Source organism: Pedobacter sp. GR22-10 (assembly GCF_026239715.1).
GTDB lineage: Bacteria > Bacteroidota > Bacteroidia > Sphingobacteriales > Sphingobacteriaceae > Pedobacter.
Genome location: NZ_JAPIVR010000003.1, coordinates 716,390 through 740,688, shown reverse-complemented (window position 1 = coordinate 740,688; position 24,299 = coordinate 716,390). Strand labels below are relative to the sequence as shown.

At 39.9% G+C, this 24,299-nt stretch carries 19 protein-coding genes; 11 read left to right on the top strand and 8 right to left on the bottom strand.

The genetic code is table 11. From position 1 onward, the window contains the following. Positions 1-16: 16 nt before the first annotated feature. Positions 17-1,543: a RagB/SusD family nutrient uptake outer membrane protein gene (locus OQX64_RS15905; RefSeq protein ID WP_265819500.1), complete on the bottom strand. Its 1,527-nt coding sequence runs from the start codon at positions 1,541-1,543 to the stop codon at positions 17-19. Positions 1,544-1,554: 11 nt separating this feature from the next. Continuing rightward, positions 1,555-4,824, bottom strand: coding sequence for a SusC/RagA family TonB-linked outer membrane protein (locus OQX64_RS15900; RefSeq protein ID WP_265819499.1), 3,270 nt, complete (start codon positions 4,822-4,824; stop codon positions 1,555-1,557). A gap of 301 nt (positions 4,825-5,125) precedes the next feature. Here OQX64_RS15900 and OQX64_RS15895 point away from each other — a divergent pair, with 301 nt between their 5' ends. The 10 genes from OQX64_RS15895 (at position 5,126) to OQX64_RS15850 (ending at position 15,557) form a co-directional block, all read left to right on the top strand. Continuing rightward, a complete protein-coding gene (locus OQX64_RS15895) occupies positions 5,126-5,569 on the top strand; it encodes a hypothetical protein (protein ID WP_265819498.1) in 444 nt (147 codons plus the stop codon). 8 nt (positions 5,570-5,577) lie between these two features. After that, positions 5,578-6,171, top strand: coding sequence for a cupin domain-containing protein (locus OQX64_RS15890; RefSeq protein ID WP_172406486.1), 594 nt, complete (start codon positions 5,578-5,580; stop codon positions 6,169-6,171). A gap of 125 nt (positions 6,172-6,296) precedes the next feature. Continuing rightward, positions 6,297-6,542 carry a DUF3253 domain-containing protein gene (locus OQX64_RS15885; protein ID WP_265819497.1) on the top strand — a complete coding sequence of 82 codons (246 nt, stop codon included), beginning with the start codon at positions 6,297-6,299 and terminating at the stop codon, positions 6,540-6,542. A 228-nt stretch (positions 6,543-6,770) separates the two neighbouring features. Then, a complete protein-coding gene (locus tag OQX64_RS15880; protein WP_265819496.1) occupies positions 6,771-6,914 on the top strand; it encodes a hypothetical protein in 144 nt (47 codons plus the stop codon). A gap of 8 nt (positions 6,915-6,922) precedes the next feature. Continuing rightward, positions 6,923-7,636 carry a type 1 glutamine amidotransferase domain-containing protein gene (locus tag OQX64_RS15875; protein ID WP_265819495.1) on the top strand — a complete coding sequence of 238 codons (714 nt, stop codon included), beginning with the start codon at positions 6,923-6,925 and terminating at the stop codon, positions 7,634-7,636. Between the two features lie 279 nt (positions 7,637-7,915). Beyond that, complete coding sequence (locus OQX64_RS15870) at positions 7,916-8,557, top strand: hypothetical protein (RefSeq protein WP_265819494.1); 642 nt, start codon at positions 7,916-7,918, stop codon at positions 8,555-8,557. 645 nt (positions 8,558-9,202) lie between these two features. Continuing rightward, positions 9,203-11,524 carry a TonB-dependent receptor gene (locus tag OQX64_RS15865; protein ID WP_265819493.1) on the top strand — a complete coding sequence of 774 codons (2,322 nt, stop codon included), beginning with the start codon at positions 9,203-9,205 and terminating at the stop codon, positions 11,522-11,524. A 32-nt stretch (positions 11,525-11,556) separates the two neighbouring features. Next, complete coding sequence (locus OQX64_RS15860) at positions 11,557-12,534, top strand: hypothetical protein (RefSeq protein ID WP_265819492.1); 978 nt, start codon at positions 11,557-11,559, stop codon at positions 12,532-12,534. A gap of 6 nt (positions 12,535-12,540) precedes the next feature. Further along, positions 12,541-14,310, top strand: a complete 1,770-nt coding sequence (locus OQX64_RS15855) for an IucA/IucC family protein (protein ID WP_265819491.1) — start codon at positions 12,541-12,543, stop codon at positions 14,308-14,310. Beyond that, positions 14,310-15,557 carry an MFS transporter gene (locus tag OQX64_RS15850; protein WP_265819490.1) on the top strand — a complete coding sequence of 416 codons (1,248 nt, stop codon included), beginning with the start codon at positions 14,310-14,312 and terminating at the stop codon, positions 15,555-15,557. Before OQX64_RS15855 ends, OQX64_RS15850 begins: the two co-directional genes overlap by 1 nt. Positions 15,558-15,672: 115 nt before the next feature. On the opposite strand, the gene OQX64_RS15845 is transcribed toward OQX64_RS15850, so the two are convergent. From OQX64_RS15845 to OQX64_RS15825, 5 genes are all read right to left on the bottom strand, one after another. Then, a complete protein-coding gene (locus OQX64_RS15845) occupies positions 15,673-16,284 on the bottom strand; it encodes a GIN domain-containing protein (RefSeq protein WP_265819489.1) in 612 nt (203 codons plus the stop codon). A 261-nt stretch (positions 16,285-16,545) separates the two neighbouring features. Continuing rightward, positions 16,546-17,061, bottom strand: coding sequence for a hypothetical protein (locus tag OQX64_RS15840; RefSeq protein WP_088301135.1), 516 nt, complete (start codon positions 17,059-17,061; stop codon positions 16,546-16,548). Between the two features lie 124 nt (positions 17,062-17,185). Beyond that, positions 17,186-17,956: a glycoside hydrolase family 11 protein gene (locus tag OQX64_RS15835; RefSeq protein ID WP_088301136.1), complete on the bottom strand. Its 771-nt coding sequence runs from the start codon at positions 17,954-17,956 to the stop codon at positions 17,186-17,188. A gap of 575 nt (positions 17,957-18,531) precedes the next feature. Next, on the bottom strand, positions 18,532-19,692 hold the full coding sequence (locus OQX64_RS15830) for an FAD-dependent oxidoreductase (protein ID WP_265819488.1): 1,161 nt from the start codon (positions 19,690-19,692) through the stop codon (positions 18,532-18,534). Positions 19,693-19,714: 22 nt separating this feature from the next. Next, positions 19,715-20,464, bottom strand: a complete 750-nt coding sequence (locus OQX64_RS15825; RefSeq protein WP_265819487.1) for a helix-turn-helix domain-containing protein — start codon at positions 20,462-20,464, stop codon at positions 19,715-19,717. Positions 20,465-20,915: 451 nt separating this feature from the next. Here OQX64_RS15825 and OQX64_RS15820 point away from each other — a divergent pair, with 451 nt between their 5' ends. Further along, entirely contained in the window at positions 20,916-22,517 is a 1,602-nt protein-coding gene (locus OQX64_RS15820) for a hypothetical protein (RefSeq protein WP_265819486.1), read from the top strand. Positions 22,518-22,971: 454 nt separating this feature from the next. Here the strand turns inward: OQX64_RS15820 and OQX64_RS15815 are convergent, their stop codons facing one another. Next, positions 22,972-24,126 (bottom strand): hypothetical protein, encoded by a 1,155-nt coding sequence (locus OQX64_RS15815; protein ID WP_265819485.1) that lies wholly within the window; start codon positions 24,124-24,126, stop codon positions 22,972-22,974. Positions 24,127-24,299: the final 173 nt, after the last annotated feature.

Sequence of the window (24,299 nt, the reverse complement as noted above, 5' to 3'; positions counted from 1 at the left end):
AAATACAGGTAAACGATTAATAGCCGGGGTTCTGGTACATTTTTACCGGATCAAGCTTTACTTCATCAAAAGGAATCGGGAAGAATCTATCTTTAGTGGTTACGTTCGCCAGCTTGGCAATGCCGAAAGAAGATTGCGGTTTAGCCTTTAAATAGGCGGCCAGTTCGGTTGCCGTAAAATTCCTGATCAGATCAAACCAGCGCTGGTGTTCAAAAGCAAACTCTACCCTGCGTTCATGGAGAATGGCTAATTTTAAAGTAGGGAAAGCAGTGGCATAAGCAGCATTGGTTTTAGAAAGCGCATAATTTGGCATTCCGGCACGGGTTCTCACCATATCCAGGTATTGAATGGCTGCAGCATCATTTCCCTGCAGCATATTTACTTCGGCCAGCATCAGGATCACATCTGCATAGCGCATCAGGATCCAGTCGTTGCCACCATATCCGTTCGCTGTCGCCAATGAACTGGCATCACGGAATTTGGTAATGAACCAATCTTTCACAATAGGATCATTGGCATATTTTACGGAGAAATCTTTTCTAAGGTCCGAAGCTTCGTATTCATTAATTAAATCTAATGTCACGTTTCCACCAATACCGGTTGATACCTTCATCGAGTTGATGGTTTCGCCTTTGGCCTGGTTATTTGCGGCGATGCTGGAGCTGTAATTTACATCGCCTTGTTTATTGGCGATCTGGAAAATCAATTCTTTACAGGTTGTTTTTTTGTTTACATCAAACACATCCACATATGGAATTTCGGATAAATTTCCGAAGGTTTTCATATTATAGGCAGCCAAAAGGCAGGTATTGGCATTGGCCAGATTTTCAGCTTGATTGTTGGTAAGCGTTGCGGCCATAGTGAGGTAAACTTTGCCGAGGTAAGCATTAATGGCTGCTTTTGAAGCCCGGCCAATTCCAGCGGTTGGCTGAAAATTAGGCAGGGTACTGCTCAAGCCGTCTTTTAAATCGGCAACAATCTGGTTATACACCTCTGCTTCCGGAGCCCTGAACGTAGCAGCGGTTACCTCTTCGGTAGTGACCAGTTGTTTGGTGACCAATGGAACCGGGCCCCATTTGCGCACCAGTTCAAAGTACATGATGGCCCTTAAAAACTTCGCTTCGGCAATATAACTGGCTTTGGTGGCCGGATTGGAAAAAGAAACCTTATCAATATTGGATAAAATAACGTTGCTTCTGGCAATCGAATTATAAAGGGCCAGCCAATGTGTTTTTAAGTAAGAGTTACTGGGCAACACCGAAAAATCATTAAACTGGAAGGGTTCACCTGCATTACTCTGGTTATCGTTTCTTCCGGTATCATCAGAGCGTTCATCAGTAAACAAACCACTGTTCTCACCAATGGTATTGCTGCTTCTTAAGGCCTGATAGGCACCATTAACAGCAAGCGAAACATCACTTTCTGTTTTAAAATAATTGTCTACTGTTACGGCATTGGGATTATTTTGTTGCAGAAATTCTTTTTTACAGGCACTTAAGCAAACTGTAGCACCCAGGGCAGCCATTAAAATATATTTTTTCATTTTATTAGATTCTAGAAGGTCAGTTTAATACCAAGGTTATAGTTTCTTGCAAGCGGATAATTTCCATAATCTACCCCAGGCGTTAAGTTAGCACCGCCATTGTAGTCTACCTCAGGATTATAACCTTTATAATTGGTAACCGTGAAGGCATTATCTACACTGGCATAAACCCGAATGTTACTCACTTTAAGTGTGTTGGCAATGGTTTTAGGGAAACTATAGCCTAAAGTAATGTTGGTACACCTGAAATAAGATCCATCCTGAAGATAGAAAGAGGATAAACGGGTATTGTTACTTTGTGTTCCGGCACGTGAGGCCCTGTAATTTAAGCCGCTGCCCGGATTGGCTTCATTCCGGTAGCGATCTGCCACCTGGGCATACTGGTTACCCGAGCCTTCAAAATTGTACAGGTAATAATCCTGTCCATCCAACACCTGGTTGCCTTGGGAGCCATTAAATGAGGCCCTGAAATCGATCGTTTTATACGATGCATTTAAGGCGAAGCCATAAGTAAATTTAGGATATGGCGTACCAATAACTGTTTTATCCGCATCATTTACAATTCCATCACCATTGGTATCCTGAAAATAGAGATCACCGATTTTAGCCGGATTGGTGGTAGAGGCTGAAGGTGCTACCTTACCCAGGTTGTCTGCCGTGATTCGACCTAATACCTTGAAACCATAAAACATACCTACTGGCTGACCTTCCTGTGTAATGTGGGTCATGTAAGAACGTTCGGCACCATTGGTTAGAATGGTACTCGCACCGCCCATATCCAATACTTTATTTCTGTTCAGCGCAATGTTTCCACTCAAACCTAAACTGAAATCATGGGTTTGGATGATCCTTCCATCCAGCTGAATATCGAAACCGGTATTGCGAACTTTACTGTCTGCCAGATTCGTAAGGATAGAAGCACTGCCTGAAACAGCTGAAATAGGTTGATTAAATAAGAGGTTATAAGAATTACTGAGGTAATAGTTAGCCATGATAGAGAGACGGTTTCTGAACAAACTAATATCTGTACCAAAGTTATACTGTGAGGTAGATTCCCACCCCAGTCTCGCATCCTGGATTGAATTGGGCCAGATAGCCGTAGCAATTGCATTGCCAAACACTACGCCGCCGGGTGCACTCATTTGCTGCTGGGTTCTGTAATTTGGAATGTTGTTGTTTCCGCTTAAACCCCAGCTCGCCCTGATTTTTACGGTAGAATGTTCGCCCAGAAAGTTGTGGTAAAATTCTTCATCAGAAAGGTTCCAGCCCGCAGAAATGGAAGGGAAGTTACCATACTGATTTAAAGGTCCGAACCTGGAAGAGCCATCACGACGGAAAGTTCCCGACAAAAAGTATTTACCGGCATAATTGTAACTTACCCTTCCAAAATAGGAAAGCAAGGTATTGGTGGTTTTTGAGGCATTATCCAGGGCAAAAAAGCTTGGATCGGCACCTTTATCTGAAATCTCCCCGATATAATCATTCTGAAAACCTTTAGCCGAAACACGGATGCTATCACTTGTTGTTTTCTGTGCAGAATATCCTGCCAGTACATCTAATTTATGTTTTCCTATTGTTTTACTATAGTTCGTCGTAAATTCTGCCAGCTGATCTATCTGGCTCACTGTTCTGGCCACGGCATTAGCTGCCGTAACCGATGCGGTAGAGTATGGCGGGTTATTGCCATTGCTTAGGCTGGTTGGCAGATAATAATCATATTTCTCATTATAGGTTTGCGTACCCAGGTTGGCTTTAAAATCAAGACCGTCTAAAATTTTATAGGTGGCATTGGCATTATAGGTGCTTCTGCTTCCCTTACGGGTAATTTTTAACTGTTCTACAGTAGCCAGTGGGTTTTCCGGATTTTGGATCCCATATTGAGAAGCCAGTGAGGCCATGCCAAACTGGATGGGATTGCCATTGCCATCACGTGCCGGAAGATAAGGCAGATAGAGCAGGGCAGACATCATCGGACTTAAATTGTACCGGCCTTCCTGCACCTCACGGTTGTTATTTTGTGTATAAGACACATTTGCTCCTACATGCAGGCGTTCACTTACATTTCCGTCAATATTGGCCCTGAAGTTGATGACTTTCTGATTGGTATTGGTTACGATACCATTGTTATCCTGATAACCGCCGCTCATAAAATACCGAACATCTTTATTCCCACCGTTAAAAGAAAGATTATGACGCTGGAAAGCTGCATTTCGATACAATTCATCCTGCCAGTCGGTATTGTATTGTGCAGGAATGGCCTGCTGGGTAGAAAAATTATAAAGATCAGAAGGGATACTTACACTACTCCCGTTGCCCACATTCGCAATACGGGTAGCATTGGCATCGCCAAACATTGAATCATTCCATGTTTTGCCAGAATTGACCCATAAATCTTTATAGGCATTGTTCCGTCCGTCGATGAGTAACTGAATAAACTGATTGGCATCAAGCAGCTTAATTTTTTTAGCCAGCTGAGAAACACCGCCCTGCACATCATATTCAAAATGACCTTTCCCGTCCTTGCCTCTTTTGGTCGTAATCAATACCACACCACCCGAAGCTCTTGAACCATAAATGGCTGCAGATGCGGCATCTTTTAAGATGTCAATCGTTTCAATATCTTCAGGATTAATGGATACATTATTTCCTGAGGGATAACCGTCGATGACATATAAAGGATCTGAACTGGCATTAATGGAACCTACACCCCGAACCCTGATTTTGGTACCGGAATAGGGCGCACCACTGGTTTGTGAAACCTGTACGCCGGCTACCTTACCCACCAGGGCCTGGCCTATTGTTGGTGAAGTGAGGTTCATTTCTGAAGCCTTTACACTACTGATGGCGCCTGTAAGGTCAGATTTTCTTACTTTCTGATAACCAATGGCAACCACCTCATCCAAAGTATTATTGCTTTCCCTTAAAATTACATTTAAAGTTCTTGCATTGCTCACAGCCACTTCCTGCGTAGTGTAACCCACAAAAGCAAATACCAGTGTGGTCTCTTCCTGAACAGAAATGGTATACTTTCCATTCCCATCAGTTACTGCTGTTTTTTTATTTTTTTTATCGAAAATACTTACACCTGGCAAGGGCTGATGCTGTTCATCAGTAATGGTACCAGTGATCGTAAAAGCAGCCTGGCTTCTGGCCACAGTCAGATCGTTTTTATAATGGCTGCTGGCCATAACAGGCAAATTGCTCATAGCCAGTAATCCTATAGGCAAGAGCAATTTTCTGCAGGTTGGCTTTAAACCTGCAATAAAAGAAAATGATGTCATCTTTTAATCGTTAGTAATGATTTGTGTTTGGTTTGCTAGTATGGTAATGTTTAAAGGCATGTCGAGGCTGATTCACATAGGCATTCTCTTAATTAATAACCAGGATATTTCGAGTGCTTTAATGCCGCAAAGCTAGAGGTGTACTTTTAACACTATATATCTTTAATGTTAAGTCTGGAAGAATGTTTTGACCTCAAAACAGATTAAACAGCCACTGATTAAACTATTTTAAGAGGGAATGGAATAGCGCTGAAAATTTAGATTCGCCATTTTAACAAACTGTTTTCTCAACACATCAATTTTGCCTATATTTATCAAAAAGAAAATGCCCCGTTACCATCCAAACTGTGAGGAAGAGATCAGAAAGCTTATGCTTTTAAAAAACAATGACTGCCATAAAGCACTTTATGAAAGTTATTGTCCACTTGTTTATGGCCAGTTTTCAACTTTCTGCAGAGACCATGCAAAGGCATATGAATTAACGGAAAAGGTATTTGAAATCGCTAAAGCCGAGCTTGAAAATAACAGAATGATTAAGGGGAAGCTACTGGTCTGGCTGCTGAATATAGCCAGAAAGGTTTCCAGAGATTATCTTTTAGATTATTCAGTAAAAAAAAGCGATGACAACCGGTGCATTAAAAGACTGGTACTTTCAGAAGGTTTCAGCACTCAGGAGGCAGCCGGCATATTAGGAATCAGTATGCAGGAGGCGATCTTCAGCTTAAGACAACAACTAAAAGAATAATGCATCAGATGGAGTTAAATGAATTTTTAAACAGCGGTATGCTGGAACTTTATCTGATTAACACACTCCATCCCGAAGAGGTTTCTTTGGTAGAAAGCATGCGTAAATTATATCCCGAAGTGCATGCAGAGTTGGCCAAACTTGAATCCTTTCTGGAAGAAGATGCCATCCGGAATGCGGTAAGCCCCCATACCCGAATGGATGAAAAAATGGCGTTGATGTTTAACAACCTGGAGGCTGAACAAAACATGCAGCTTTCAGCAACACCACTTATTAGTGCCTTATCAAACGCCGATGCCTGGCTGGAGCTGGTTACACCATTATTGCCGGAAAATTATTCGGGCGAAAGATTCGAAAAACTACTCCGCCACGAAAATGGGGTAATGCAGGTGCTGGTGATTTCCGCTACCGATGTGGAAGAAGAGGTACATGAAAGCCTGGATGAAAGTTTCTTAATTTTAAAAGGAACCTGCATCTGTCATATTGGTGAACATTTCATTAACATGGGACCTGGCGACTTCATGCAGATCCCACTCAATCTGCCACACACCGTAACCATTACCTCCGAGTCAATAACAGCTATATTGCAACATATTAGTTAATAAAAACACGTTATGGGTTAACATGCTAAACATAAATAGCCTTTATAATTTCTTTGGCTTAATAAGTTAAGCGGAATATAAAACACTTTTCAAAGCAATCATCAGGTTTAATTGGTTAAACCCATATGCGACATCATACAGATATATCAGCTACCATTTTGCTTATGGCCGAGCAACGAGGCCCTGAAAAAAGCACCTGCCCATCTGAAATTGCCCGCAGGTTATATCCTGACGACTGGCGTAAGCACATGAAAAATATACGCGAGGTAGCTATTGGCCTGCATCAACAGGGCAAAATAATGATCACGCAAAAGGGTATGCCTGTTGATGTAGATCACATTAAAGGACCTATCCGCATTAAGATTGTCTGACCTTGGTATTATGCCACGCGTGACTTTTGTTAAATGCTCTTTTTCAAGACCTGAAGGCGCACTGTTAAGGCAGCTGGACCATGATTAACCTTCAGCCAAAAAAGGTCGTCCCTTACCGGAGCCTTTTTTAGTAAGCAAGCACGGCCATATTCAAACGCTCGTTCTTTTTAATATTCCCGAACCATTGCCTGTTAAGCTTTGTTATGATTTAAACTTAAAATGAAAAACATGAAAGATCCCGGAGAAAAAGATGAAAAGGCAACAGCTGAAAATGTCAATCCTGAGGTAAAGCCCCAAGAAGACGCTAATTGGAATGAACATCAGCAGATAGATGAAGAAGGCAATGAAATTGATGCAGAGGATATTAAATAAACAACACTATGAAAAAGATATTAATAGTATTGACCTCGCACAGCGAGATGGAAAATACAGACCATAAAACAGGCGTTTGGCTCGGCGAATTTACCGATCCGTACTATGAATTTATTGATGCCGGTTATCAGGTAACACTTGCCAGTCCGAAGGGCGGCAGACCACCCGTTGACCCCATGAGTGAGCTTACAGAAAATATTACCGGGTCTAACCGCAGGTTTCAGGATGACGAGCATGCTAAAGCGGCATTTTCGCATACTACCGTGTTGAATCAGGTGAATGCTAACGATTACGATGCCGTGTTTTACCCGGGTGGGCACGGTCCGATCTGGGATTTAGCTGTTGATAATAATAGTGGAATACTGATCCTTGATTTTCTTGATGCAGGCAAACCGGTGGCCGCTGTTTGCCACGGACCCGCAGCATTGATTAATGCAGACCAGCAAAGACCTGGTTTTTTAAAGGGTAAAAAAATCGCTGCATTCAGCAATACTGAAGAAACCATGGTAGGACGGAGTGGCAATGTACCATATCTCCTGCAAACCAAACTTGAAGAACTTGGTGCAGAAGTGAAAACAGCCCTTGTACCCTTCCTTTCGCATGTAGAAACAGATGGCTTACTCATCACCGGGCAAAATCCACTCTCCGCCGGACCAACGGCGAAAAGCCTGATTGAATTATTGTCAAAGCAGGAAGAGCAAATTGAAAGGATAGATTTATAAAACACGCTATTGAACTTTATCAATTAACTGAATTTTAAATGGGGCTGTCAAAAAATATAGAGATGGCCTCGTTTAAGCTTTATTAAATGAGGTCTATTTTCAACATATACCTGAAATATTTTGGACTTAAATTCCATTCTATACATCATCTTCTTCCAGTTCACTTAATCTACCTATAATCAGGTTTACCGGTAGATTAAGTGAAACTACTTCGAGCAAGCCGGGATAGAACAAAATTGATCTCTGTTTGTTAATTTGATCTAATCCTGATACAATCTAATGAAAAAAAACATTCTCATATTGCTGCTGTCTCTATTTTTTTGCGCCTGTAATCAAACTGATGAGCGTAAACATACAACAGAAAAAAAAAGCGAAACAGTTACACCTTCAGCGCAAACTAATGTCGTTACCAAACGGGAGAAATTGATTGGCGAAATTAAAACACTCATGCAGGCAATGGCTGAAAAGGATAAACCTGCTATTTTAGCTTATTTCAACTTTCCATTAGCAGATAGTTCAGTAAACTTTTTTGAAGTAGATCCCATTTTCGATGCTGCACGTAAAGCGAATAATGACAGAATTACAAAAGCAATGTTTGACAATTCTTTTGCTTCCATTTATCAGAAAACAGAAATGAGCGAATTTAAAAATCTCATTAAATTCCTGAAAATAAATAACCTGGAAAACCAGGACAGTGTCAATTACGACAATATAATTAAAGGCGATGGTTGTTATTATTTCTACAGCATATCGGTTGATCATCATGACGAGGTCACACTAACCTATGGTACCAATTCAAATGACGAGTACCGAAAATCACACCCGGATGAAGAAGAAATTTGCAGTGAATATGCCGTGGCCTGGACTTTCAAATTTGATGGTAAAGCATTGCACTTCCTTAAACACCGTATAGCGGGATAAAAGAAGGATTAATTTTAAATTGATCAGGCTTGCGCTACACGCCCTGCATTTAAAAAAACAGCATAATCAAAAACTTGATCCCGTTTATCATTTAGCCAAGGTCCAGAACAGATTAGGATTATTGGTTTTATTAGCTAACAAAATTTTACCCACCGATTTATTGATTGGTTGACTCATTTTTTGTGGTCCCTGCAGGATACCATCCCATGGGAGAAGCGCTACATAAGTTACCGCCTTGCCACATATCCAGGTTTCCGTATCTTACTGGCTTACTACGTTCCATTTTGCATCCGCATTCCATACCAGCGGCATTACCTTATATATGCCGATGAGATTGCCTTTTTCGCCCGTCATATAAGAATAGAAGGCTGGGTCAATCCAGATCCACTTGCTGAAGCCCTTACTTTAAAGCAAATTAATAACATGGCAGTTATCCAAATTGGTTTCCTCAGGCATACAGGTAGTAAACCTGAATGAATATCCATATACAGCATATTCATTCAAAACAATCGCCAGCACCCGATAACTCCATTTATTTTAATTCAACAAAACTTATGCTTTGATCTATCAAAAATATTACACAACTTTGGCTACTATTTTTATTCAGTCTAAATAACTGTAGTGTTTATTTTAGGTTAAATTTATATGAAAATTAAACTCGTACTTTTTTTAATGTTGATACCAGTACTGATGGTTAGGGCACAGAAACCAGCAACCATTACAGGAAAAATCACCACCAATGATGGCAAAGCCGCCACCGGTATTACCGTAAGTGTTCCGGGTACTACACTCGGAAGCGTGACGGATGACAAAGGTCTTTACAGGATCAAAAATCTTGCTTCAGGAAATCAAGTGATCCAACTCTCTGCTATAGGCATCCAAACTCAAACCAAGACTGTTAAAATTGAGCCTGGCGAAACCACAAATATTGATTTTGTAATCAGTGAGACCATAAAAGAGCTGGAAGAAGTAGCAGTTAGCGCACTCAGGGCACATAAATACATTTACAAGGAAAGTGATCAGGTTGCCAGAATCCCATTAAAGAATTTGGAGAATCCACAAGTGTATTCTGTTATTCCGAAAGAGCTTATCAGTAGTCAGTTATCGCTCAACAGCAAGGATGTAATCAATAATGCTGCTGGCGTAGTGGCTTATTATACACCGATTGGTACGGTAAGCGCCTGGATAAGGGGATTTGACACCAGAAATGCGATCCGAAATGGTATGGTTACCCAATACCGGGCAGAGTCTGATCCCATTAATATTGAGCGGGTTGAGGTGATCAAAGGACCGGCCGGCACGCTCTTCGGTTCCAGTGCCATATCATTTGGCGGCTTAATTAATAAAATAACCAAAACCCCAAATCCCATTGCGGCAACTGAAGTAGCCGTTTTTACAGGCAGCAATAGCTTAATGAGAATAACGGCCGATGTGAACACCCCCTTAAATGCATCAAAAACATCCTTATTCAGGCTAAATGCAGCTTACCACGCTGAAGATAGTTTTCAGGATATCGGGCGTTATAAGAGTATCAGTGCTGCGCCAAGTTTTCTTTATACAATAAACGACAGACTTACTTTCCTCGTTGATGCTGAATTTGCAGCGGTAACCAGAACACAGCAACCCTACCCGTCATTTGGCCCGAATACAACTTTTAAAAATTTCAGGGATATTCCAATTGGTTACAAAAAATATATTGGTGGTGATGATGTGGATGCTAAAACAACCATTTCTAATTTCTTTACCAAGGCAACCTACAAATTGTCTGATCAATGGGTTTCCTCTACCAACCTGAATTTTAGTAATGGTTATGTAGATTATGCCAATCAGCTTTATCCAAGATGGCTGACGGATTCTACGATGACGAGGAATATAGGAATGTATAGCGCACGCACACTTTCGTTCATTCAGTTTCAACAGAATTTTAATGGTGACTTTAAAATAGGCAAAATGCGTAACCGGGCCGTTATTGGTGCAGATTTTACCAGTACAATTACCAGGTTAAACTATGCGTATTTTAATTATGATACCATTAATGTGAATCAAAATTTCGCTCCGTTATTTGCCCAGCGTGCCAATGCCTTAATGGCCGCAAAAACACCAGGTCATTATCAAAACACACAAACCAATTACAGCCTTTATGCTTCTGACGTTATTAACCTAACCGATCGCCTGCTCGTGATGGCAAGTTTGCGACTGGACCAGTTTGTAAACAAGGCCAGTATCGAAAATAGTCTTCCGGTAAAAGATGATTATCAGCAAACGGCATTATCCCCTAAATTCGGATTGATTTATCAAATTGTAGATCAGAAAGTTTCTCTTTTCGGAAATTACATGAATGGTTTTTTAAATCAGGGGCCGGTTACCCAGCCTGATGGCGGCACACTCCGGTTAAAACCCAAGCAAGCCAACCAATGGGAAGGCGGTGTTAAAACAGATCTGTTAAACAAGCATTTGGGTTTTACCTTAAGTTTTTACGATATCAAAGTTAACAATGCCACTTATACCGACATCAATAATTTTAGCTTACAAGGGGGCACACAAAGAAGCAAGGGTTTTGAAGCAGAACTGAATGCAGAGCCTGTTGATCATTTTTATATTATATCCGGATATGCCAGGAACAGCAATAAATTTATATCTGGTACCCCCTCACTAATCGGGAAAAAAGTTGCCGGTGCGCCGGGTGAGGTCTTTAACCTTTGGATGAATTATCAGTGTGTGAGTGGCTTTTTGAAAAATTTTGGCGGTGGCTTTGGCGGCAATTACGTCAGCGAGGTATACTGGGATGCCGCGAATACCATTACCATACCCTCGTACACAGTGTTAAATGCCGCAATCAGTTATCATCAGCCAAGCTGGACAGCATCCGTTAAAATGAATAACCTATCTAACCAAAAATATTGGAACAGCGATGCACAACCACAAATGCTGAGGCAGATTATAGGTTCACTCGCTATGAAATTTTAAAAGACAAATTATACCTCAATCTACCGATTAACATGCGATTTAAAAATATACATAGTGTCCTCATACAGGAAAGATGTAAGGAACAAGGCATCAGTTGTGAACTGCTGGTGCCTGGAGATGAAGAAATTTTTGAACTTCAAAAAGGTGACCGTAAAATCTTCATCAACCGTGGCGTGTCTCCATATGTCAGTCATATGGCGGCTACCCTTTCAGAAAACAAGTTAGCAACCAATACCTTGCTTCAAAACCATGGAATTCCTATCCCTGAATTTATGTTTTGTGCTGACCTTCAGCAAGAGGCCATCTCATTTCTGGAACAATACCAGCCTTTGGTAGTTAAACCGTTTGACACCAACAAGGGCGTTGAAATCCACCTGAATATCTCCAATCTAAAAGACCTGGAACAGGCTTTTTTAAAGGTTAGAAAGGTAAGCAGCCATGCCATTCTTCAGCGTCAGGCTGCAGGTAAGGATTATCGGATTTTACTTATTGGAGATGAACTTGCCGGCGTATTATGGAACGAATGGGCTTATGTAACCGGCAATGGAAAAGATCAGCTGGAACAGCTGATCGAAACTGAAAATAAGAAAAGAGAAACGGAAGGTACGCCCGTTTATAACCGGAATTTTAAAATGCTTTCTCCGGTTCCCATGGAAGATGCAGGGCAGGCACTGGCATTGCAGGAACTAGACTTTAAATATGTTCCCGGCTATGGCGAAAAAATTTACATCAGCTATTGCGGAAATGGCTGGGCTGGTGCGTTAGCGATTGATCAAACAGAAAATATTCATCCCGATAACCTTCTCCTTGCCAAAAAAATAGCAGCGATAGCTGAAATTGATGTGATTGGTATTGATATCAGATGCGATGACATCGCAGTATCTTACCAGGAATCAGCCTTTGCAGTGATTGAGGTGAACATCCGGCCCAGTATGGTCGATCATGAGTATCCAACCGAAGGGAAATCCAGACGAGTAGTTTCACAATACCTTGATTATTTATTTAAATAAGCCATCATGAATCACTTAGCCCAACCATTACCTTCAACAGTTTTACCGCAAACTGAGACATCAGGATACGCTCAGGCTTGCCAGGAAGTGATGCAAAGACTGCTCTATGCGCTGATTCATGAGCATTCAGATCAGCGGCAGCTTGTTTTAACCACCACCAATGATCAGTTTAAAGTAAGGCGGATTGTTCTCCCTTCCAGTGGGGGAATTTTAACCTGCGTAGAAACCAATGAAAGGAATATTACGGTTTATTTATCAGTGGTATTGCTCAGAAATGATGGTGATTTAACGGAACTTGATGTGATGGCCCTATTGAACTGCATACTGGATTTATGGAAAACGGAAGAGGCCTGTAGCGAAAAAATAAGAGCAGAAATCAATAACTGTTTAGATCACCTCGCTATGGCATTTGATCATGAGGCAGCACATACTGATCAGATCAGCCAATGCATTAAAGCAGTAATTTTAGCAAAAAAATCTGTTTTTCAGCAGAGGGAAACACTTTTACATTCAGAAATCATACCCTTTAAAGGACATCCGATCCACGTGTGTGCCAAAACCAAAATGGGCTTTTCCAGACAGGATGTATTGGCTTACAGTCCGGAATTTTCACCGAAGGTTAATCTGCAACTGCTTGCCGTACACCGGTCACATCTGGTATGTTCTGATGAAATTGACATCTGGACAAAATACAGTGCTGAACTGTTATCACATAAACAAGCGAAGGATTACCTGATCATGCCGGTTCACCCATGGCAATACAAGCATGTTATTGCTCAGGCATATAAGGCACACATCAACAGTGGTGTTTTATTTAAACTTGAAGATGAGGCGATAGATGCCCTGCCAACTTTATCTATGAGAACAGCATTTTTACCAGCTACTCCGGGCCAGCCGTTTTATCATATTAAGGTTCCCATAAGTATTCAGGCTACCAGTGTTAAAAGATCCTTAACCCTCCGGGATTTGTATAACGGTATTGAATTCAGCAAAATGATTCCGGATATGATGCAGAAAATCCCCTCTATTGCGAACAAACGTGGGCGATTGATCAGTGATGTGTGTGCGGCACATTTTAAAACCGAGGGAGAAACAAATCCTGGTCTGTCTTTTCTTTTAAGAAATGATCCCGTTAACCATTGTTTACCGGGAGAAACCATGGTGGTCGCTGCGGCCTTAACCCATTCTGCTAAATTACATCCAACTCCACTTCTTTGTCAGTTCATCAATCAGTCTAAATTATCAGTAGAAATTTACCTGGATCAATTGATCGAAACCCTGTTAACTATGCCGCTGGAAGTATTTTTGTATAAAGGTATTGCCCTGGATTTGCATGGTCAAAATACCATGATTGTTTTTGATGAATCTCATCAGGTATGCGCACTGGCTTACCGTGATCTGGGGAGTGTACAAGTGGCAGACACATCACCTTCCTTTGATGGACAGAAACACCTTTTTTATGGAGAAGCCTCCACTTTTATGAACTATAAAGATACCGTTAGTGAATTGATGCACACACTTTTCAATAATCTTATCGGGGGCATCATCAGCTGTACAGCCAGCGCATACGCCATACCTGAACCGCAGATTTGGAGCAAAGTTAAAGAAACCAGTATACGTATTATCCAAAGTTGCACCGTACCCAACCAGCTAAAAGATGATTTATGTCAGCTGCTTTTTAGTCCGACGCTGATGATAAAACCCTTATTAAGAATGCGCATTGCAGAAAAAACGCTATACCAGGCCATTCCCAACCCGATGTTCAATATTAGCTGATGGCCCTGTTTCAAAATACAACAACAGAAAGTAATCCGGCAGCGCAAAATCGGTCAGGCACATTTTATAATAAGTTTCTGGTTTGTTCATTTATCGGCGCATTAGGAGATTACATGACCCTTTCTGCATTAGGATGGTATATTGTAGATTCAGTAGGTTCTGCAGAAGTACTGGGTTGGGTATTTTTTGCCAGAACTGTTCCCCGGTTTTTCATGAGCTTTGTGGGCGGTTATTTTGCCGATCGGATGGATCGTAAAAAGCTGATTATCGGGGTATATTCCGGATTAATGATTACAACAGGTTTGCAGATTCTGGTGATCTGGAACCTGTCTGGTTTGCACTGGATTTATATTGTAGCAGTTGTTTTTTTACGAAATGTTTTTGACAGTGCAGAGCCCAGTATCAGAAATGCACTATTGCCCGACATTGTAAAAAAAGAAAACATTGCAAAAGCTGTTGGCTTTTATGCTTCCAGTTTAAACCTGGCCGCTATTTTTGCACCGGTTTTAGCCGGATACCTGCTATCTGTCATGACCATTACCCCCTTGTTAATTGCCGATTTTTGTTTGCAGATCCCCTCTTTTCTGATTCTTTTTTTGCTTCCCGCCATACCCCTCCACCAAGATGCCGCTGGCAAGGGTATGGCAAAAAAAGGCTATATTTTTGCAATTTCTTACATCAGGCAATCTCCCGTTTTGCGCAATAGCCTGATATTAAGTGTTACCCTGATGTTTTTTCTTTTCCCATTTGGCGCAATGCTTCCGCTGCTGGTTAAAAACACACTCCAGTCAGATGCAAGATCATTCGGGATGATCAGTGCCACTGAAGCATTTGGGGCCGTGCTTGGCGGACTCTTACTTAAATATATTACTCAGGATCAATTGCTCCGGTTTTGGCCCTGGATGGGAATGCTTTCCTGTTTTTTCCTGTTATTATTGGGCTTTGCGGGTACTTCATTAGCTGTTTTACTTATTATTTTTGTTTTAGGATTAATGAGTCAATTATTCAGAAGCACAGGTCGGAGTATCTTTCAGCTCAACACACCCACAGAAATCAGGGGAAAAGTAATGTCAGTATTGATTTCAGACAGTGGAATCGTATCTCTGGGCATCTTATTTTTTACGCTGATCGCAGGTAAACTATCTGTTGGTTTTGTTTATAGTTTAATGGGCTGTTTTGGAATGATATGCTGTTTCGCCAGTTACATGTTTTTACTTAAAGTTAAGAACAAAAATCAGTCAAAATAGAAAAGGAAAATATTGATCTCAAGATACGGTTTAGGATACCGGTAAATCCTTTTACGCGGTATAATAAAAAAAGCTGCCCGGATGGACAGCTTTAATTCACTTTAAATATAGTGATCTATTTTGCTAAAACCTGCGCATTTTGTTCTGCTTCCATGATTGCCTGGGAAACAAAAGATGCAGATTTAAGACTGACAAAGTCTCCTAATTTTACATTTTTGATGTTGCTGGCGATCATGGTACTCTGATCGGCAGTACCATTTAATTTTAGTACCGCATCATCCTTAACAATGGTATACAAACTACCTGTTGTCGTTTTAATCTTCGCTGTAGCACTCTGATTCAAAAACAACTGAAGGTATTTTACATCGAAGTTATTGCTGGTTACCACCACCGATTGCCCGTATGCTTCAATTCTTTCCAAATCTTTTACAGTAATGTTCAGTATGACCTGATTGGTTTCCATGGAGTTAATGAACAAGGTTTTTCCATCAGTTGATACAAAGGTTTTTGCAGCGTCGTAGTTGCTGGTCCCCGATACATTTTGCTTATCACCCTGGGTTAAAATGATTTTTACATTCCCGCTCACCCATATCCTGTTGAATGTTGATAATGAAGCAGTTTTTATTTCTGCTTTAACGGGCTCAGCGGCAAAAGTGGCCATTACTGATGAAGTGAATACGACTGCTGTTAATGCTGCTGCGAATACTATTTTAGTGAAGGTTTTCATATCTTTATATTTTAAGTTTTTGCTATTGTTTTGTGATTAAGACGCAGCTGTCCATCAAACGTTGCAGGCAAAAACCCGATATTATACCAGTATCAGCAACCACTAGACCAACGCCTGTAATTTCTAGACGAACGGTTAGGAGAACATCACTTAAACTTTTTAATCCTCTTATGCAATACGTCTGAATTAAAAAATTTTCAAGCTGAACACCCAATACGACCGAACAAAAGCTATCCGGGGCGATAAAGATCAGTTACTCTTTTATTTGCTTTTTTTTAACAGTTCTTCATATGCAGGCTCCTCATGCCTTTCCATACCATCAGAAATCTTGATTCCGGCTTTCTCAAATTCGCGGATTAATCTTTTATCAAAACCTGCAATGTATGAAGCAAATTTTAAAGAATCCTTTTGTTCAGGGATGGTTTCAAAAGGAATATTCGGTTCTTTAAACCTGTGCAAAACGGCTTCCGTACTGTCGTTACCTTGCATAAGCACAGAGTCACCATAGTTTGCAATTTTGGCTACATATGGTTTGGTCAGGTACCTTAATGAATCATTCTCTATTTTATACGCAAGCTTGAACCGGCCAACCTTCTGGTTATAGAAAACTACATATTGCGAATCAATATCAAATTCACTATATCCATTTGCCATGGAAAATTTATACCATTTCCCGATAAGCGATTTTTTATTTCCATCTGTGTTTTTAGGCTTTGACGAATTACAGGCAGAGATGGCAAAAATGAAAAAAGCAAGAAAATAAAAGATGGATCTCATGATAACTAATTGTTAAATAACATTAAAAGATTTTTAATCCAGGTAAATGATCAGAAAGTACCTGAAGTACATCCTGCCAGGCTATTGCCAGGCAGGATGCGGTTGTGATTGCATTAAATACTGTCTACTGTGCCCAAATGGTGCAGTTAATATTGCCATTGGTATTCGTGCCCCATGTTTCCGAAACCATAATTGCTGGAATATTTAGCTGACCAAGCGTATATCCGTAGCTTTTCCATTTGTTGTAGTGGTTGGCAAAAGTAATTACACGATTTTGTCCGGGAGCAGCTTTTGTAACCCTTGAACTGTAAATCTGTCTGAAGCCATCGCCACCATCAATATTTTTACCTGTCATCCAGCGGGTCCATACGTTATAAGCTGTACCATCACTATCAAATGTACCCAGGAAAGTACCGCTGTGAGGTGAAACTGCACCCCAGGTTTCGTTTACGTAGTACTCATAAAAGGGGCTTCTGCTCCATCCGTACCAGCCAAAAGTACCACCTCCGGAGTTAGAATAAGCACTAAGGTTATACCCGATCTTGTAGTTTGCCGAACCTACCGAATAACCTTTACCGCAGGTAAAATTACCATTGAAACCATTCCAGTTAACGCTGTAATTTCCGGCGGCGCCATTTGCGTAATTAACGGTACCTGTAGCACCATCACTCTTCCAAAGCGACCAAAAGAAGCCATTATTTGTACCAGATTGATAGGATTCAGTAACTGCGGATTTGTCAGACGGCGGCGTAGTGGCAGTAACTGCAACTGCTTCGGGTTCCATCCTTGCATCTTTTTTACAGCCTGTTAACAATGCAGCGCTTGCAAGCGCAATAGTTGCAGCAACAAAGGTAACCTTCCTGGTTACACTTGTCAGTGAGTGTTGTTTTTTCATGTATGATTATATTGGTTAGAGATGCAAAGAAAATATATCTTCAACCGCAGCACCACTATTAATCATCAAATTTATGACACAAATGTTCATAAATCATTCAACAGTATTCGTTTTATGGAATTATAGCAACCTTAATCTAATTTTAATTACTTATTTATTTTATTAAATTTTATATTTTAAAATACAATATTATTCCTGATTTAACTTTTTTGATCTTGTTCTCAAAAATAGCATAGTGCATTTAAATATCCTAAAGGACAGTTAAATGGTATATGCATTATAAAAGATTGAGTTTATCATCCGGCCACATATGAGGCACATTAATGCAGAACCATGATATCAAAAAGGAAACGGTTACAACTGGAATGATAAGCCTAATCAAAACCAGAAAACATTAGCCTTAAAAAAACTTACAAAAAAAGAGTTAAAAAATTATAAACATTACATTTTTAATAAAATTTATACTACAAATAAAATAATTTTAAAACTACACTTTGATACGAGTGATTATTTACAAAAAAGACTGCCATTTAATATTAATTTATAGCATTTAAAAGGGCCTTTTTAAGTTTCCACTAAGTTCCGCTAAAGAAACTGGTCATAACAGACAGTGCATTTTCACTATGCATCCTTTCGCCATTTTCAAGAGATTCTTTTGCTTTTGAAGATGCTCTTTCCCGCATTTCGGTTTCATAGTGAGCGATTGCATGCCGAATATCATTATACTCCTCTGATAAGAGCATCTGGCTCAATTCCAGCGCATCTAGCATGGCCATATTTGCGCCCTCTCCGGCAAATGGCGGCATAAGGTGTGCAGCATCACCAATAATGGTCAGATTGGGCATGGCAGCCCAACTTTGGTTCAATGGCATACAGTTAATTGGTCTTACAATATAAGGCATAGCTGCATGCTCAAATAACTCCTGCCAGATTTCATTCCATTCGCTATATGCTGTTTTAAACCATTCAAGCATCTCTGATTTATCAGAAAAATCCAGACCACTCTTTTCCGCCCAGTGTGCTTCGGCTTTAAAACTGGCATAAAAACCAATTTCTCCATTCGATTTTTGTCCCATCAGGATATTCTGCTGATTTCCGAATGCCATGATCTTTCCGCCCCGCAGCATAGCCGAAATCTTCGGGACTTTTTTTTCAGCATCGTAGATATTGCCTTCAAGCATGGTAATACCCGAATAAAAAGCTTGAACATGGGTTAGATAAGGACGGATTTTTGAATTTGCACCGTCCGAACCGATTACAATATCCGCATATTCATTTGTGCCATCTTTAAAATTTAACAGCCAGCCCTCACCTTGTTTTTGCATGGATACAAATTGCCTGTTCCAAACGATGCACGCCGCATCTAAGGCATCAATCAGGATGCTACGCAACACGCCACGATCAATCTCCGGCCGAAAATGCTCCTCTCCAAATGCTTCTTCCTGTTTATTTTCGGCGTCGCTGAAAACAATCTCCGCCTGTTCATTGGTAATCGTAGTCTTATCCGCACCTTCCATATAATTTTTCCTGAATTCATCCAGTAAACCTGCTTCCCTTAATGCGGCCAGCCCTGAATGTTCATGTAAATCCACCGGAGATCCCTGCACCCGGGCATTTCTATCAACATCTCTTTCATACACTTTTACATTAATATTCTTTTGTTCTAGAAGTCTTGCCAGGGTCAGTCCGCCGGGACCACCCCCTATAATGGCTATTTTTTTGTTTTCTAACCGCATAATCGTTGTTTATACAGCAAAACTACTCCTCCTTGTAAACCAGGAATTGTAAAAAACGGTCGTTTTTGTTTTTATGGAGTTCTTTAGGGGATACCCCGGCAAACTGTTTAATTTCTTTAATGAAGTGCGACTGGTCGGTGAAATTAAGTTTTGGATAAAGCTCACCATTTTTAATATCACGAAGGGAAGCCTGAAAGCGAAGTATCTTGCAATACGATTTTAAGGAGAGCCCAAACTGCTGTTTAAAATAACGGTTGATCTGCCGTTGGCTCCAGAAAATTTCCTGGGCAAGCACACTGATGGAGATTTCCCCATTGGAAGAAAAAATCAGTTGAAATAACTTTCTTTTCCGCTCATCTATTTTTTCAGGTAAAATGGAATGGATTTTCGCTGTTATCTTTTTACAGAATCCTTCAAAATTGTTCAGGTCATTGCTGTTGATATTCCAGAAACCTGGTGGCAATATTTTCCCGGTATCCAACAGTTCAGCAATAGGAAAGTGAAACAAGTATTCTATTGCTAATGGATGAAAGCTTACAGAAAAAAAGCTATTCACCTCGGCATCAACATGTTTAGGCTTGGTTTCCAGTCCAAGCAAGGCAATCTGAAAATCAGCTTCACCAATTTTTGAAAATATCAGGTCAATTTTGCCATTGGGAATGATCACGGCCTGCTCTTGATTGGAGAAATTTTGCAGAGAGGAGAAACAATATACAAAATCACTGAGCGACTGATCCGGATAGCCTAGTTGAAAATGTAAATCGTTGTTCATGATGTTAACAAATGGTGATTTTCCATCCGCGTGTGCTCAAATTTAAATATTCGCAGTTAAAAAATCATGGAGAATTTCTGATACCATAGCAGTGCCTCTATTTTTAGGGATAGCCAGCTATTTCATTTAAGGCCCATGCCTGAAATCCTACTTAAATATATTTCTCGATCGTTTCAAAAATCTATGACCCCTGAACATTTACCACTATTTCTATTTTAAATCAAAGCACATACGATTAAGATTAAAACTACATTAGAAATACATTAATAATTACTTTAAAATACTTATAAAGTGCTTTTTTAATGTAATCAATTTGTAGTACCATTACTAAAATATTATATTGCCTGCTTAAAAATTTTGTAAAAGCATCTTTATTGGTCATCACAACTACAAACTGTTATTCATCTATTCGCAAATTCATTTCTCATATTTTTAAACTAAAAACCCTTTTATGAAAAAAAACTACCTTTATTCATTAACATTGACATTAAGCTTTTTTACATCTTGCAAAAAAGATCTTCCTAAAGATATCGAAGCATTAACGAAACCTGGTTCGCAGGCAACGATAAACACGATAACTGGTGTAAACAGTTGTTTCAACTGGGAAACCAATCCCTATGTAAGCCTGACAAATGGCGAAACCCGTATTCTTCCATGGTATAATGGTGCAACCACACAAATACCTGATTTCATTTTAAGTGATTACAAAAAAGAGGAGGGCTGGGAGCTATTATATAATTTTTTAAGCGGTACCGAGAATGGTCAGAATTATTTGTTTTTTTATAATAAGTTTACCGGTATCATTCGTACTTATTACTTTTTAGCTGATGATGTCACAGCTGGAAGTAACGGTATGTGGGGACTTAGTTTTACCAGTCAGAATGCATTGCTTAATAATGTGGGCTATTTTGCCACCCCGATTAATGAACTAAGCCAAGATCCATTGGCAATATCAAGCAATTTAAGTTTAGATGCGACTACAAAAGGAATTTCACGCGGCTGGAATGCATTTGATACCGAAATCACATATGACCCAGATGCTGCTGCCAAAATAATTAAAATGCGTGTATTTTCTACCACCAGTAATATTTCTCAGGTTAGCTTATCCGGTGATGTGCAGCTAAGCTCAGCCGGAACAATCGTTAGCGTAGGGACGAAGAACGGTTTACAGGACGCTGCTAATTCTGCAGCAAAATCTGGTGGCGATGCAGCAAAAGACTACATCAAAAGCAAAGTAAAATCTGATAGTTCATCATTTATAAAAAAAATATTTGGCAGTGCCGCAAGTGTTGTGATCGGTGGCGGAGTAAAAGAGATTATAAACGCCGGCATCAATTTATTATTTGGATCATTCATAGGCAAAAAATCAGAAACAACATCGACTACCCAAAAAATAGAATTTAAAACCAATGGTACCATCAACCTGCTTGGAACAATAAGTTCAACATCGGCCAATAATGTATCATCAATTGCAGGCCTTTATACTCCCGGTACACGTCCAGACTTGAGTAATTTCCTGCTTCCTTGTTTTGATAAACAGCTTGGTGTTTGGAACCTGGAAAGTAAACCTGTTTTATTAACTTCCCAGCAAGCTACCGGAGGTAATCACCTGCCACCAGATGACGACCTCTATCAAAGACATTATTTCTTAGACCCCAGTTCAATTAAAGTGAAGATCAACCCTGATCTATTACCGGAGATTGAATCTTATGAAGTTAGTACGGATTTGTTTTATTATGATCAATTTAAAGGAAACAGTAACTGGAATAATTCTGTAATGACAGGCCTAATTACTGGCGGGATTTTAGCTTACCAGGACGAAGCAAATAAATTTTACCAGGTACAGCATGGTTCATTCACAGAGAACATCAGAGGCCCTATTCCGGTGCCTGGTAACCCAAATGAGGATAATGATTTGCCTACTATAACTGTTGGTGGTTTTAATAAAAACTTTGTAGTAAAAGTAACAGTTACTATAATACCGAAAACAGGGTACGATAAAACCCCTATTGTAATTACCAGGTCTTACATACCAGATTATCAATATTTCTAAAAATATAAAACGGAGGACAGCAATAAATTGCTGATCCTCCGTTTTATATACTCAATTTTATCCTAAATATTCCATTGGTTAGGCGCTATTATAAAATCCTTTCAATAAAGACAAATTTAAAGTTCAGCCATATATTAATGTCCTCTTATGACTTTGTCGATCTTAGCAATTAAATGTTGGCAGAAAGCGGATTTCACGAGATGGGGAAAATCATTAGGATGGAAAAATCAAGGTTGTTTTTCGAATTGCTTTCGCACTAACAATTATACACATACATCAAAAAACAAAGATTAAGAAATCCTTTTGCACTTCCATTTAGCAGAACGCCAATTGTATTGATTATACAAATGAATTCCAGCGCGTGCCATTGCTCAAACTGGGTAGCCATAATTTGAGTAATAGAACTCCCGCTACGTAAATACAATATAAAATGCACTAAACATTCTATCATTAATTACATGGCCAAAGAGCCTTCGGTTTGTTCAGCTATGGGCTCTTCCGCTAATGGCAATACTGCTTGCGTATCCTGCGCTCCAGAATCATCTTTTGTTATGACTTCTTTCTCTAGCTTACTCACCGCAAAGCCGCAAAGGCTTATAAAAAAAGCGGCACATAAAAACCATGCTAACCGGGCATTCCAATAGCGGTAATTAGACGTGTACTTGGTTAAAATGGTATTTGAAAGGGGTTTGAGCACTCTTTGTGTATCTAAAGGATATGCACCGCTATCCGTGAAAAATTCATGATTTTTTACAAAACCTTTGTACCATACTTTACCTAATGAGTAGCTGGTTAGGGTATCTGCTAGGTTAATCTTCCTTTGACGCTGTAACTTTTTAAGATTTAATGGGATTATCGTAGCATTTGCCATTTGCGTACCGCATTTTACCGGCTCGTAATGATCTTCATTCCAGTACATACATCCTTCATCTGCTTTTGGCATCCTAGGAGAAGGGATGTGAGTTTCCCATGCCACAAAAGAAGTGGTACCAATAAATAGGAAAAGGATACAGGAGATGGTGATATAGCGGGGTGAAAATTTTGGTACATAAACCGGCTCCTTAGGTTGTTCTGGTTGAGTCGCATCTTTACCATTGCTTCCACCAGTGGGCCTACCTATAATAACAATTGGTGGAGGCGGCGGTGTAGATATAACATCAGGTACTTTAACATCTCCGGTAGGCTTAGGAATAATTGGCTTAGTTTCTTCTTCTGGCTTTTTAGCTGCTTCCTCAAAAATAAATTTTAATTCTTCTTCGCTAAGTTCTCTCCATTCATTGTAGGGTGGAAAATCTATTAACCAGGCAAGAAGCTTAACCAGTCCTTCATCCCTTGTACTTCTTCCTTCTACCATAAAACTTACCAGCGGTCTGAATTTGTCCAGATTGAATCTTTCTATACTTCTCACCTGATCATCAAATTGGTTTCGGGGATCGAAAATAGACCTAATTAAATCTTTGTCTTTCTGAGTGTTTTTTCTCAAAAAAACCTCAACACATTCTTTCCTTAACTTTTCTCTGCCGGGTTGATCAAGATTAAGCGTGAGCCGCTGGCTTTTTCTTTTTACATGATAAAAATCTAGTAGGGATGATTTATACTCTTCAAACATTTCTTTAAAAATTTAGCGTAAAAATAGGGGTGGAATTTCCGGAAACTTTACGGTTTTCCGGAATTATAATGGAAAGAAGGGAAACATCAGAATGTATTGATAATTAATCTTTTGACTCACCCCATATTTGTATCGTTGATCAGCACAGGTGGCGATTCATTATCAAAGCTAAA

Bases quoted from the DNA above. Each gene is read 5' to 3' on its own strand.
- OQX64_RS15905 (WP_265819500.1), bottom strand. From the start codon at position 1,543: ATGAAAAAATATATTTTAATGGCTGCCCTGGGTGCTACAGTTTGCTTA.
- OQX64_RS15900 (WP_265819499.1), bottom strand. From the start codon at position 4,824: ATGACATCATTTTCTTTTATTGCAGGTTTAAAGCCAACCTGCAGAAAA.
- OQX64_RS15890 (WP_172406486.1), top strand. From the start codon at position 5,578: ATGGAGTTAAATGAATTTTTAAACAGCGGTATGCTGGAACTTTATCTG.
- OQX64_RS15885 (WP_265819497.1), top strand. From the start codon at position 6,297: ATGCGACATCATACAGATATATCAGCTACCATTTTGCTTATGGCCGAG.
- OQX64_RS15880 (WP_265819496.1), top strand. From the start codon at position 6,771: ATGAAAGATCCCGGAGAAAAAGATGAAAAGGCAACAGCTGAAAATGTC.
- OQX64_RS15875 (WP_265819495.1), top strand. From the start codon at position 6,923: ATGAAAAAGATATTAATAGTATTGACCTCGCACAGCGAGATGGAAAAT.
- OQX64_RS15870 (WP_265819494.1), top strand. From the start codon at position 7,916: ATGAAAAAAAACATTCTCATATTGCTGCTGTCTCTATTTTTTTGCGCC.
- OQX64_RS15865 (WP_265819493.1), top strand. From the start codon at position 9,203: ATGAAAATTAAACTCGTACTTTTTTTAATGTTGATACCAGTACTGATG.
- OQX64_RS15860 (WP_265819492.1), top strand. From the start codon at position 11,557: ATGCGATTTAAAAATATACATAGTGTCCTCATACAGGAAAGATGTAAG.
- OQX64_RS15855 (WP_265819491.1), top strand. From the start codon at position 12,541: ATGAATCACTTAGCCCAACCATTACCTTCAACAGTTTTACCGCAAACT.
- OQX64_RS15850 (WP_265819490.1), top strand. From the start codon at position 14,310: ATGGCCCTGTTTCAAAATACAACAACAGAAAGTAATCCGGCAGCGCAA.
- OQX64_RS15845 (WP_265819489.1), bottom strand. From the start codon at position 16,284: ATGAAAACCTTCACTAAAATAGTATTCGCAGCAGCATTAACAGCAGTC.
- OQX64_RS15840 (WP_088301135.1), bottom strand. From the start codon at position 17,061: ATGAGATCCATCTTTTATTTTCTTGCTTTTTTCATTTTTGCCATCTCT.
- OQX64_RS15835 (WP_088301136.1), bottom strand. From the start codon at position 17,956: ATGAAAAAACAACACTCACTGACAAGTGTAACCAGGAAGGTTACCTTT.
- OQX64_RS15830 (WP_265819488.1), bottom strand. From the start codon at position 19,692: ATGCGGTTAGAAAACAAAAAAATAGCCATTATAGGGGGTGGTCCCGGC.
- OQX64_RS15825 (WP_265819487.1), bottom strand. From the start codon at position 20,464: ATGAACAACGATTTACATTTTCAACTAGGCTATCCGGATCAGTCGCTC.
- OQX64_RS15820 (WP_265819486.1), top strand. From the start codon at position 20,916: ATGAAAAAAAACTACCTTTATTCATTAACATTGACATTAAGCTTTTTT.
- OQX64_RS15815 (WP_265819485.1), bottom strand. From the start codon at position 24,126: ATGTTTGAAGAGTATAAATCATCCCTACTAGATTTTTATCATGTAAAA.